The following is an 11,138-nucleotide window of genomic DNA, read 5'->3' as shown; positions in this document are numbered from 1 at the left end:
CCACAGTGTCGACCTCCCTCATTTCCCCACCCCCCCCCCCACCGCGCACACCACCCCATCCCTCGTCGTGGGGGGCTATCGCCCCCGGGCCAAAAACCGCCACTCACAGGGGCTTGAGCGTGGTGCAGAGGTCGAGGAGGCGGGTGCGGAGCGGGGCGGCGCGCTCGGCGAAACCCTGCTGCGCCCGGGCGTACTCGGCGCGGCCCTCGGGCGTCTCGATGCGCACCGGGGCGTACCCGCGGTCGGCGAGGTCGTAGGGGCTGGCCCGCATGTCGAGCTCGCGGACCTCGGCGGCCAGCGCGAAGCAGTCCCCGAGCAGCTCGGCCGCGGTGGCCGGGAGCAGCTTGTACGCCCACTTGTAGAGGTCCATGGTCGCGTGCAGGCACCCCGGCTGCTCCAGCGCGACCTGGTCCTCACGGGTCGGCCGGTGCCGGTTGAGCGGGCGCGCCGCCGCGGTGAAGAAGCGGAACGCGTCGTGGTGCGTGCAGGTCACCGGCATCGACTCGACGACGGCGTCGGTGCCCGCCGCGCCGAGCCGCAGCGGCACGGCCCCGTGGCGCGGCCGGTCGGTGCGGTAGACCATCGCCCACTCGTGCAGCCCGAAGCAGCCGTAGCGGGCGGGGCGGGCGGCCGTCGCCGAGACCAGCCCGTGTACGAAGCCCGCGGTCCGGTGTAGCCGTTCGGGCAGCAGCGCCGGATCGAGGACGACGCCGCCCCCGTCCGGCCGGTAGCCCGGGCGACTGGTGAACTCGCGGACGTCGCCGAGCAGCCGGACACCCGGGCCGGGCTGCCACTGCTCGAGCTGCGCGGGCCGCAGCGAGTAGTAGGTGAACAGGAAGTCCTGCACCGGATGCGGTTCGCGGCGGCGCCGGCGCTCCCGGTGCGGCCCGGTCCAGCGCTCCATCCGGGTGCGGTGGGCGGCCGCCCGGGCCCGCCAGGCGGACTCGTCGAGTTCCTCGGTCACCACGTCCCGCAACGCTACGCGGCGCGATCTGCCCAGGTCACCGGGGGTCGTGAGTGCCGACAGCCGCTAGAGGGGCAGTCGGCACTCACGGGTCAGGCCTCGCTGGTGTGGGTGGCGTCGCGGACCGTGCCGACGTAGTGCTCGATCAGGTCCTCCATCGCCACCATGCCGACGGTGGCGCCGAACCGGTCGACGGCGCGGGCGAGGTGCGCGCGGGTGGTGCGCAGGGCGGCGACGGCCTCGTCGAGCCGGGCGTCCGCGGGCACCTCGGGCAGGCCGCGGACCCGGGTGAGGGGGATGACGGCCTCGGGATCGTCGATGAGGTCGAGCACGTCCTTGATGTGCAGGTACCCGGTGAAGCGGCCGTCCGGGGCGCGCAGCGGGAAGCGCGAGAACCCGGTCTGCTCCACCGCGCGCTGGACGTCCCCGACCCGCGGCCGCACGGGCAGCGAGACGAGCTCCCCGGACGGCACGAGCACGTCGCCGACGGTGGCCTCGGCGGACCGCAGGGTGCGGGAGATCCGGGTGGACTCCTCGTCGTCGAGCAGGCCCTCGCGGCGGGAGTCCGCGATCATCTCCGACAGCTCGCCCGAGGTGAACGCCGTCTCCAGCTCGTCCTTCGGCTCGATCCGCAGCAGCCGCAGGGTGAGGTTCGCCATGTGGTTGAACAGGTCGATGAAGGGCCGCATCACGGTCGTGAACACCAGGAACGGCGGGACCAGCAGGATCGCCGCGCGCTCCGGGCCCGCGATCGAGATGTTCTTCGGCACCATCTCGCCGAGCAGGATGTGCGCCACCGACACCAGCGCGAGCGACAGCGCGAAGGCGATCGGGTGCAGTGCGGCCTCGGGCAGCCCCGCCCACTCCAGCGGCGCCTCGATGAAGTGCGCGACGGCGGGCTCGCCGAGCCGGCCCAGCAGCAGCGACGCGATCGTGATGCCGAGCTGCGAGGCCGCGAGCATCCGGGCCAGGTCGGCGCTCGCGCGCAGCACGGTCCGGGCCCCGGCGACGCCGCTGTCGGCCATCGCCTCCAGCCGGTCCTTGCGCGCGCTGATCAGGGCGAACTCCGCCATCACGAAGAACGCGTTGGCGCCCAGCAGCAGGATCGCCGCGAGGACGGCGAGGATGTCGCTACCCACGGGCCACCGCCTCGGGCGCCAGCCGCGCGAGCCGCAGCTCGGCGACGCGGTTGCGGTCGCGGCGCATCACGGTGACCCGCCAGCCGTCGACCGTGACGTCGTCGCCCACGTCCGGGATCCGGCCCAGCTTCTCCAGCACCATCCCCGCCAGGGTCTCGTAGTCGCCCTCGGGCATCCGGAAGCCGGTGGCCTCGTCGACCTCGTCGGCGCGCATGAGCCCGGAGACGAGCCAGCTGTCCCGGCCGAGCGGGCGCACCCGGGCCTGCTCGGCGCGGTCGTGCTCGTCCCGGACGTCGCCGACGATCTCCTCGATCAGGTCCTCGAGGGTCACCAGGCCCGCGGTGCCGCCGTACTCGTCGACGACCACGGCGGTCTGCAGCCCGGACTCGCGCAGCCGGGAGAGCAGCTCGTCGCCGTCCAGGGAGGCGGGGACGATCTCGGCGGGCTGGACGAGATCCCGTACCGGCGTGCGCGCGCGAGCGCTCGGCTCGACGCCGAAGGCCTGCTTGACGTGCACCAGCCCGAGGACGGCGTCGGGATCGCCGTCGTGCACCGGGAAGCGGGAGTGGCCGCTGCGCCGGGCGAGGGCGACGAGGTCGGCGACCGAGTCCGCGGCGTCGAGGGTGTCGACGCGTACCCGCGGGGTCATGAGGTCCTCGGCGACCCGGTCGGTGAACCGCAGCGACCGGTCGAGCAGCGCGGCGGTGCCCTCGTCGATCGTGCCGTGCTCGGCGCTGGACCGGACCAGCGAGCTGAGCTCGTGCGGCGACCGGGCCGACCGCAGCTCCTCGGCGGGCTCGACGCCCAGCCGGCGGACGATCGCGTTGGCCGAGCTGTTGAGCAGGTCGATCAGCCAGCGGAAGGCGTGGGCGAACGCGCTCTGCAGCCAGACGACGGCGCGCGCGGTCTCCAGCGGCCTGGCGATCGCGATGTTCTTGGGCACCAGCTCGCCGAACACCATCGACAGGGTCGTGGCGATCAGCAGGGAGGCGATCGTGGCCGCGCCGGCCGCCATCCCCTCGGACAGGCCGACGGCGGTGAGCCCCGGCCGGATCAGCTCCGCGATCGCGGGCTCGGCGATGTAGCCGGTGGCCAGGGTCGTGACCGTGATGCCCAGCTGGCTGCCGGAGAGCTGGAAGGACAGTGCGCGGTGCGCCCGCTGCACCGCCCGCGCCCGCCGGTCGCCGACGGCGGCGACGTGCGAGTCGACCTGGCTGCGCTCCAGCGCGGTCAGCGAGAACTCCGAGGCCACCGAGATCGCGGTGCCCAGGGTCAAGGCGACCACGGCCAGCAGGCCGAGGAGGGAGAGGAGGACGGTCACCGGGGCCGCCGGAGGGGCCGGGCCGGGTGACGCTCCCGGGATCGGTGCAGCCGGGCCGGGCCCGGCGCGCTACTGCCTGACGGTCCTGCGGACGCGGACGGCAACGGGACTCCTGTCGGACTCGGGTGCACGCGCCCCGGACAGCGGTACCGGGGGCGCTCGGCCGAGTCTAGGGCGCGCGGTGCCGTCCCGCCCCCGACGGTGGCCGCACCGGCGGCGGGTTCCTCCTGACGGACGCGGCCCCGGCTCCTCACCGCGTCCGGACGCGGACCTCCCGCGCGCCCCGGACCTGGCGAACCCGCTCCGCCTCGGCCTCGGCCGCCCCGGTCTCGGCCGCGGTGAGGGGCCGGAACGCGTCGACGGTGATCTCCAGCACTCGCCCCCGTGCCCGGGTGCGCCACACCCCGGCGACCTCGCCGTCGACGGCCACCACACCGGGTGCCCCGATCGCGCGCCAGATCACCGACCGGTGCTCCTTGGCCGGGACCAGCAGCTCCCGGTCCCGCCCCTGCAGGTACGGGTCGGAGGGCGGCAGCAGCCGGACGACGCCGGCCGGGTCCGGGGCGGGTCCGGCCAGCTCGTCGAGCAGCGTGGGCGGGCAGAGCACCGACCGGCCGTCGACGGTCACGGGCACGAGGTCGACCGGAAGGGCCGGCCGTGCGGCGGTCGTGGACGTGCCGAGGAACCCGGCGACGTCCGAGGCCGCGGCGGGCGCGAAGAGGTCGAGGTAGGCGGCGACGACGGGGCCGGCGCCGGCGGCGTCGTCGGCGGGCGGGCCGGGCCAGTCCGGGATCGCCTCCAGGACGACGGGTTTCGTGCCCGGGCGCAGGCGCGCCCCGGCGGGCAGCCCCGCCAGCCGCAGCAGCTGCTCGGCCACGTGGTGCACCCCGCAGGGGCCGCACCACGGCGAGAGCGCCGCCGGGACGATCCGGGTGACCTCGGTGCTGAGCCCGCCCTTGACCAGCGGCCCGCCGGACAGCACGGTCGCGACCGCCTCGGCCACGGTCCGGATCGCGCTCCGGGCGGCCGCACCCTTCGCCTCGAGCCGGGCGCGCTGCCAGCCGAGGCGGGCAGCGGCGTCGGCGTCGGAGACCGGCCAGCAGGCCGCCGCAAGCGGGACCAGGTCCGCGTCCGGGTGCAGGTGCGGGGCACCGCGGTGGGACCACACGACGCTCGCGTCCGGCGGGGCCTCCGCCGGGGCCTCCCGCAGCCGCGCGGCCAGGGCCAGCGGTAGCGACCCCGGCGGGGTGTCCTGCACGCCGAGGCGGAGCACCCGCAGCTCCGCCGGGTCGGCCGTGGTGCGCGCCGCGAGCCCGTGCGCCGCGAACCGGTGGGCGAGGACGCGGCGGCGGTCCAGCGCGGGGGTCGTCCCGGACATACCGTGCATCCTCCCGGGTATCCCGTGGGGGCGTCCGGTCGATCACGCTTCGCGGCGGAGTGGTTCACCCCACGTCGCGGGGGTCGGCCGGCCGATCGACGTCTAGGTTGGACCTCCATCGCACCCGAAGAACCCGACAGGACCGAGGTCCCGATGCCCGCGACGGTGCAGGCCACAGAGCAGACCGACCGCCGTGCCCCACGGCACGTGCTCCCGCCCGGCGTCCCGGGCGCCTCCCTCGGCCATCGCGACGGGGGCTCCTCGCCGTTCGTCGACTTCGACCGCGCTTCCTGGGCCCGGCTGGGGGAGACGAGCCCGCTGCCGCTCACCGCGGCGGAGCTGGAGCGGGTGCGCTCCCTGGGCGACGCGGTCGACCTCGCCGAGGTGCGCGAGGTGTACCTGCCGCTGTCCCGGCTGCTGAACCTGCACGTGCAGGAGGGCGGGCGGCTCTACCGCGCCTACCGCACCTTCCTGGGCGGCACCGCCGCGCGCACCCCGTTCGTGATCGGGGTCGCGGGGTCGGTCTCGGCGGGCAAGTCCACGACCGCACGCCTGCTGCGGCTGCTGCTGGCCCGCTGGCCCCAGCACCCGCGGGTGGAGCTGGTCACCACGGACGGCTTCCTGTACCCGAACGCCGAGCTGGAGCGGCGCGGGCTCATGCAGCGCAAGGGCTTCCCGGAGTCCTACGACCGGCGGGCGCTGCTGCGGTTCGTCACCGAGGTCAAGGCGGGCCGCGCCGAGGTGACCGCGCCGGTCTACTCCCACCTGGTCTACGACATCGTCCCCGACGAGCGGCTGGTCGTCCGGCGCCCGGACATCCTGCTCATCGAGGGGCTCAACGTCCTGCAGCCGGCCTCGGGCAACACGGCCCTGACGGTCAGCGACTTCATCGACTTCTCGGTCTACGTCGACGCCGCCACCCAGGACCTGCGCCGCTGGTACGTCGACCGTTTCCTCAAGCTGCGCGAGACCGCCTTCCGCGATCCGGCCTCGTACTTCCGCCGGTACGCCGAGCTGGACCACGACGCGGCCGTGGCGCACGCCGAGAACATCTGGGCCACGATCAACGGTCCGAACCTGGAGGAGAACATCCTCCCGACCCGCGGCCGGGCCAGCCTGGTCCTCACCAAGGGCCCGCGGCACGACGTCACGCGGATCCGGCTGCGGAAGGTCTGACCGCGCAGGCCAGGGGGACCGGGCACTGTCCGAACTGTCCGGCTGGCAGGATGGACGGATGACCGCGGAGCACGTCCCGCCGCCCGATCACCCGGTCGAGACGCCCGTCGCACCCGACGTGGAGGACCCGGAGCTCACCGAGGAGGCCACCCGGCTGCGGCTCGCCGTCGGCCGGCTGCACCGGCGGATCCGGATCGACGGCGGGGACTCGCTGCCCCCGCTGCAGCTCTCCGCCCTGGTGACGATCGCGATGCACGGCCCGCTGCGGCTCTCCGAGCTGGCGAAACGCGAGGCCGTCACGGCCCCGACCATGTCCCGGGTGCTCGGCGCGCTCGACGACCAGGGCCTCGTCGTCCGCGCGCCGGACCCGCAGGACGCCCGCGGTGTGCTGATCACGCTGTCGGACAAGGGCAGGGTCCGACTGGACGAGATCCGCACCCACCGCACCGCGCTCGTCGCCCGCCGCCTGCAGCGCCTCGACGCCGAGCAGCGCGCCGTCATCCGGGCGGCGCTGCCCGCCATCGAGGCCCTGCTCGAGGACGAGTAGCACCGGAGGCGGAGCAGGGCTCAGGCCGGCTCGCCGTCGACCAGCACCTCGACGCCGTCGCCCCAGAAGCTGAGCAGGCCCGCGACCCGGCTCGACTCCGGCAGCGGTGTGTCGTACTCCCAGGCCGCGTCGGCGATCTCGGTGCCGTCGGGCAGCACCGCGGTCCAGTAGCGGGCCTCGCCCTTGTAGGGGCAGCGGGTGCGGGTGTCGGACGGGCGCAGCTCGACCCGGACCGCGTCCTGCGGCAGGTACCAGCGGTTCGGCAGGCCGGTCTCGGAGAGCACGGCCGGGGCGTCGGACTCCGCCAGCACCGTGTCGCCGTGCCGGACCTGGACGTGCCGGCGGGTCGGCCGGACGTCGACGCGGGTGTACGGGTCGGCGAGGTGGGCGAAGACCTGCTCCTCCTCGTCGTACCAGGCGTCGAGGGCGTTCCAGTAGAAGGCGGCGTAGCCCTTCAGCCACGTCGCCTCGGGCTTCGGCTCGGGGTAGGACCAGACGGCGTTCTCCGCGGTCCGGTCGCCCACGACCAGCGAGTGGTAGCTCGCGTCGCCCTTGAACGGGCAGTGCGTCGAGTGGTCGGTGGGGACGAGCACCTCCGCGTCGACGTCGTCGAACGGCACGTACAGCACCGGGAGGAGGGCGGTCTCGTGGACCAGCACGCCCCGGGTGGTGTCGACGACCGTCCGGCCGGCGAACTCCGCGCGGATGCGGCGCGGGAAGGGCTGGGCGAACAGCTTGTGGGCCGGGCCGTCGATCGCGTAGTTGACGGTGGTGGGTGAGTCGGGGGCCAGGGGTCCCTCGCGTCGGGTGAGTCCCATGTCACGGCCAACCCCCGCCCGCGGCCCGGCATTCCGCTGCGGCTTCCGCAGTGCCCACTTCCCTGTGCCCACTTCCGCTGTGCGCGGTAAGTGGTGCTCCAGCACCACTTACCGCGCACAGGCGCGTCAGCGCAGGTCGAGCGCCACCTCGTAGTCCCGCAGCCAGGCGTCGACGTCGAGGACCCGTTCGAGCTGGGTGCGGGCGTTCATCCCGGTGGTCCCGTCGAGCGGGGCGTCGATCCGGGCCGCCACGGCCGCGCGGTCGATCAGCGGGGCCGCGGGCGAGTCGTCGCGGCGCAGCAGGTCCGCGGCACGCTCGCGCAGCTCCTTCTCGTAGGTGTCGTCCTGCGTCGACGGGTACGGGCTCTTCACCCGCTGCACCACGGACTCGGGCAGCAGGTGCGCCGTGGCGTGGCGCAGCAGGCTCTTCTCCCGGCCGTCGAAGGTCTTGTGCACCCAGGGCGTGCCGAAGACGTACTCGACGAGCCGGTGGTCGCAGAAGGGCACCCGCACCTCCAGGCCCACCGCCATGCTCATCCGGTCCTTGCGGTCGAGCAGGTTCGGCAGGAACCGGGTGAGGTAGAGGAAGCAGATCTCGCGCATCCGCCGCTCGTGCGGGTCGTCGGCGGCCGGCCCGGTCAGCTCCGGGACCTCGGCGAGCGCCGCCCGGTACTGCGCCTCCAGATGCCCCGGCAGGTCGAGGCGCCCGGCCAGGCCCGCGTCCAGCAGGCCCGGATCGGCCGGGTCGGCCTTCATCATCCGGCCGGCGAGCCACGGGAACGTGTCGGCCGCGACCGTGTCCGGGTCGTGAAAGTCCCGGTACCCGCCGAAGACCTCGTCCGCGGACTCGCCCGAGAGCGCCACCGTCGACCGCTCCCGGACGGCTCTGAACAGCAGGTAGAGCGAGGTGTCCATGTCGCCGAGGCCCATCGGCAGGTCCCGGGCGTGCAGCGCGGCGCGCCGGACGTCGGGGTCCATCAGCTGCTCGGTCGAGAGCCGGATGTCGGTGTGGTCCGTGCCGACGTGCGCGGCCACCTCCCGGACGTACGGGGCGTCGGGCGTGCCGCGGACGTCGTCGGCCCGGAAGTTGTCCTCGTAGCCGGAGAAGTCCACGGCGAAGGACCGGACCCGGCCCTCGGTGTACCGCGCGGCGAGCGCGGTCAGGGCGCTGGAGTCGAGCCCGCCGGAGAGCAGGGTGCACAACGGGACGTCGGCCACGAGCTGGCGCCGCGCGGTGTCCTCGAGCAGGTCGGCGACCCGGCGGACCGTGGTCGGGACGTCGTCCGTGTGCCCGGTGTCCGCGAGCTGCCAGTACCGCTCCTCGCGCAGCCTTTCGCGGGTGACCCGCACGAGTGCGCCCGGCGGCACCTCGCGCATCCCGGCGAACACCGCGTTCGACGGGTCGTGCACCCAGGACAGCAGCCGGCGCAGGCCGTCGAGCGTGACCCGGCGCTCCACCCGCGGGTCGGCGAGGATCGCCTTGGGCTCGGAGCCGAACAGCACGCCGTCGGCGGTGGGCAGGTAGTAGAGCGGCTTGATCCCGAGCCGGTCGCGGACGAGCAGGAGCTCCTGCGCCGCAGGGTCCCACAGCGCGTACGCGAACATGCCGTTCATCCGCCGGACGGCCTCGCGCGGGTCACGCCGGCCCCACTCGCGGTGGGCGTGCAGCACGACCTCCGTGTCGGAGTCCGTGCGGAACGTGTGGCCCTTCGCCACCAGCTCGGCCCGGAGCTCGCGGAAGTTGTAGGTCTCGCCGCTGTAGACCAGCACCGCCTCGGGGTCGTGCGTGCCCGGCCGCGGCGGCAGGGCCATCGGCTGCCGTCCGCCGGGGACGTCGATCACCGCCAGCCTGCGGTGCCCCAGCGCGGCGTGGGCGTCGAGGAACAGGCCCTCGTCGTCCGGCCCGCGGCAGGCCATGGTCCCGGTCATCGCGGCCAGGACCTCCCGCCGCTCGTCGTCCCGCCGTCCCTGCCGGAACTCGACACCACCGCAGATACCGCACATTCGCGGCGCCTCCTCGTCACGTCGTGTAACACCTGCGTAACGCAGCCGTGATCGGATTGCACGACGAAACATTGCGGGCCGCAATACGGGTACGATCGATTCATGCCCGAACGACCGATTTCCGCGGAGGGGTGACCCCGTGACGTCGACCACTGGTGCGGTCGCGCCCGAGAATCCGGCCCAGGACTCGCTGCACCGCCTCGAACACGAGATCACCGTGCTGATCCGGCGCACGCTGGAGCCCGTCTGGTCCGGCGGCTACGGCGCGCACGAGGCCGTGGACCGCTACACCTATCCCGTGCTCGCGGCGCTCGACGAGAACGGGGCGCAGTCGCTCACGCTGCTCACCGCGCGGCTGGGCGTGAGCAAGCCGACGGCGAGCCGGCAGGTCTCCCGGCTCTCCCGCGCGGGGCTCGTCGACGTCCGGCCGGACGAGCGCGACTCGCGGTCGGTCGTCGTGTCGCTGACCGCCGAGGGACTGGCCCAGCGGGAGCTCGTCCGCGAGGCCCGGCTGCGCCCGCTGCAGGCCGTGCTGGAGTCCTGGCCGCAGGAGGACCGGGAGTCGCTCGGCATGCTGCTCGAGCGGTTCAACGAGGACCTGGACACGTACCGGGAACAGGGCGGACGCTGAGGCGGCACACGTCGCTCGGCGGGCGGCCCGGCCGGTACCCCCGGACGGCGGCGGCGCGGGGCGACGAACGGGCGACACGCTGTGCCCGGCGTGGCCCGCCACGGCGAACCCGGTGATGCCATAGTGGAGGTGCCGGCCACGTCCCGGTCGCGTCACGTATCGCGCCCGGCGTCCGGGCGCTCCGACAGGGGGAGGGGGAGCCGGTGGACACGCTCGTCGCGCTGGTCGGGCAGCTGCTGTCCGTGCTGCGCGAGACCGTGGCCCCGCAGGCCTGCCCGGGTGTCTGGGCCTGGGCGACCTCGGCGCTGGGCCTCGGCGTCGGGCTCCTGCCGGCCGCGGGCGCCCTGGTCGTGGCGCTGCTGCGGCGGCGGTTCGGCGCCGCGTACGGGGGCGGGCGCGGGGTGCTCCTGGCCGGGATCGGCCTGCTGACCGCCGGACTGCTCCCGCTGCTCGTGTTCGTGGCCGCGGGGCGGGTGTTCGCCGCCTCCACCGGACGTGGGGCCGTGCCCGGTCTGACCGGTGCCGCGGCGCGCTCGCTGCGCTCCACCGAGTGCTTCGTCGGGGCACAGAGCACCTACCTCGGCTCCGGCACCGTCGGCGACGCGTTCGACCCGTCCGACCCGGTCCGGCTCGGCGTCGCCGTCCTGCTCCTCGGCGTCGTCCCCCTGATCACCGCGGTGTTCGTCGGGATCCAGGCCCGGCTGGCGCTGCGCCGCGGACCCGCCTGGCCCGCCCGGTTCTTCTGGGGCCCCACCCTGGCGCTGGCCGTGCTCACCGCCGGGGTGCCCGCGGGCGCGGCCGAGCACCTGTGGGTCGGGGCCTGCCTGGGGGCCTTCGCCGGGATGCTGCTGATCAGCGCCGTGCCGCCGCCGTCGCGCGAGACGGTCCGGCGCTCGCTGCAGCCCGCGGGCCCGGTCCGCGAGAAGCGGCCGGCCGAGACCGGCGAGCAGCGGCTCGCCCGGCTCAAGGAGCGGATGCAGCCGATCGTGCAGCTCCCCTCTGCGGAGGAGCGCCGGTCCGACGGCTCCGCGCAGGCACCCCGGCCGCAGTACGCCGACTTCGACAGCAGCCGGCTGCCCGTCGCGCCGCGCCGAGCGCGGTGGTGATCGCAGTCAACTCCAGGGAGGCGGACGGGCGCGACCCGTCCTGGCTGTGGGACG

At 74.8% G+C, this 11,138-nt stretch carries 10 protein-coding genes; 4 read left to right on the top strand and 6 right to left on the bottom strand.

What is annotated here, in order from left to right:
- Positions 1 to 103 precede the first annotated feature (103 nt).
- From AB0B41_RS20835 to AB0B41_RS20820, 4 genes are all read right to left on the bottom strand, one after another.
- Positions 104 to 904: a 3-methyladenine DNA glycosylase gene (locus AB0B41_RS20835; protein ID WP_358205724.1), complete on the bottom strand. Its 801-nt coding sequence runs from the start codon at positions 902 to 904 to the stop codon at positions 104 to 106.
- Between the two features lie 152 nt (positions 905 to 1,056).
- Positions 1,057 to 2,103 carry a hemolysin family protein gene (locus AB0B41_RS20830; RefSeq protein ID WP_358205645.1) on the bottom strand — a complete coding sequence of 349 codons (1,047 nt, stop codon included), beginning with the start codon at positions 2,101 to 2,103 and terminating at the stop codon, positions 1,057 to 1,059.
- On the bottom strand, positions 2,096 to 3,424 hold the full coding sequence (locus AB0B41_RS20825) for a hemolysin family protein (RefSeq protein WP_358205642.1): 1,329 nt from the start codon (positions 3,422 to 3,424) through the stop codon (positions 2,096 to 2,098). Before AB0B41_RS20825 ends, AB0B41_RS20830 begins: the two co-directional genes overlap by 8 nt.
- 250 nt (positions 3,425 to 3,674) lie before the next feature.
- Positions 3,675 to 4,802: a crosslink repair DNA glycosylase YcaQ family protein gene (locus AB0B41_RS20820; protein ID WP_358205640.1), complete on the bottom strand. Its 1,128-nt coding sequence runs from the start codon at positions 4,800 to 4,802 to the stop codon at positions 3,675 to 3,677.
- Positions 4,803 to 4,955: 153 nt separating this feature from the next.
- Between AB0B41_RS20820 and coaA the strand changes: the two genes are divergently transcribed.
- Complete coding sequence (gene coaA / locus AB0B41_RS20815; RefSeq protein ID WP_358205638.1) at positions 4,956 to 5,978, top strand: type I pantothenate kinase; 1,023 nt, start codon at positions 4,956 to 4,958, stop codon at positions 5,976 to 5,978.
- A 58-nt stretch (positions 5,979 to 6,036) separates the two neighbouring features.
- Positions 6,037 to 6,525 (top strand): MarR family transcriptional regulator, encoded by a 489-nt coding sequence (locus AB0B41_RS20810; protein WP_358205635.1) that lies wholly within the window; start codon positions 6,037 to 6,039, stop codon positions 6,523 to 6,525.
- A gap of 20 nt (positions 6,526 to 6,545) precedes the next feature.
- Here AB0B41_RS20810 and AB0B41_RS20805 read toward each other — a convergent pair whose 3' ends face one another.
- Positions 6,546 to 7,343 (bottom strand): DUF427 domain-containing protein, encoded by a 798-nt coding sequence (locus tag AB0B41_RS20805; protein WP_358205633.1) that lies wholly within the window; start codon positions 7,341 to 7,343, stop codon positions 6,546 to 6,548.
- 126 nt (positions 7,344 to 7,469) lie between these two features.
- Positions 7,470 to 9,347 carry an asparagine synthase (glutamine-hydrolyzing) gene (asnB, locus tag AB0B41_RS20800; protein WP_358205630.1) on the bottom strand — a complete coding sequence of 626 codons (1,878 nt, stop codon included), beginning with the start codon at positions 9,345 to 9,347 and terminating at the stop codon, positions 7,470 to 7,472.
- A 139-nt stretch (positions 9,348 to 9,486) separates the two neighbouring features.
- On the opposite strand from asnB, the gene AB0B41_RS20795 reads away from it, so the two are divergent.
- Together AB0B41_RS20795 and AB0B41_RS20790 are read left to right on the top strand one after the other, a co-directional pair.
- Positions 9,487 to 9,978, top strand: a complete 492-nt coding sequence (locus AB0B41_RS20795) for a MarR family transcriptional regulator (RefSeq protein WP_051736536.1) — start codon at positions 9,487 to 9,489, stop codon at positions 9,976 to 9,978.
- A 203-nt stretch (positions 9,979 to 10,181) separates the two neighbouring features.
- Positions 10,182 to 11,084 carry a hypothetical protein gene (locus tag AB0B41_RS20790; RefSeq protein WP_358205628.1) on the top strand — a complete coding sequence of 301 codons (903 nt, stop codon included), beginning with the start codon at positions 10,182 to 10,184 and terminating at the stop codon, positions 11,082 to 11,084.
- Positions 11,085 to 11,138: the final 54 nt, after the last annotated feature.

This window comes from Pseudonocardia sp. NPDC049154 (genome assembly GCF_040648315.1).
GTDB lineage: Bacteria > Actinomycetota > Actinomycetes > Mycobacteriales > Pseudonocardiaceae > Pseudonocardia.
The sequence above is the reverse complement of the archived record's forward strand: the minus strand, read 5'-3'. Positions and strand labels throughout refer to the sequence as shown.

What these genes read in the sequence shown, in the direction of transcription:
- AB0B41_RS20835 (WP_358205724.1), bottom strand. Translation starts at nt 904, where the DNA reads ATGGAGCGCTGGACCGGGCCGCACCGGGAGCGCCGGCGCCGCCGCGAA.
- AB0B41_RS20820 (WP_358205640.1), bottom strand. Translation starts at nt 4,802, where the DNA reads ATGTCCGGGACGACCCCCGCGCTGGACCGCCGCCGCGTCCTCGCCCAC.
- coaA (WP_358205638.1), top strand. Translation starts at nt 4,956, where the DNA reads ATGCCCGCGACGGTGCAGGCCACAGAGCAGACCGACCGCCGTGCCCCA.
- AB0B41_RS20810 (WP_358205635.1), top strand. Translation starts at nt 6,037, where the DNA reads ATGACCGCGGAGCACGTCCCGCCGCCCGATCACCCGGTCGAGACGCCC.
- AB0B41_RS20805 (WP_358205633.1), bottom strand. Translation starts at nt 7,343, where the DNA reads ATGGGACTCACCCGACGCGAGGGACCCCTGGCCCCCGACTCACCCACC.
- asnB (WP_358205630.1), bottom strand. Translation starts at nt 9,347, where the DNA reads ATGTGCGGTATCTGCGGTGGTGTCGAGTTCCGGCAGGGACGGCGGGAC.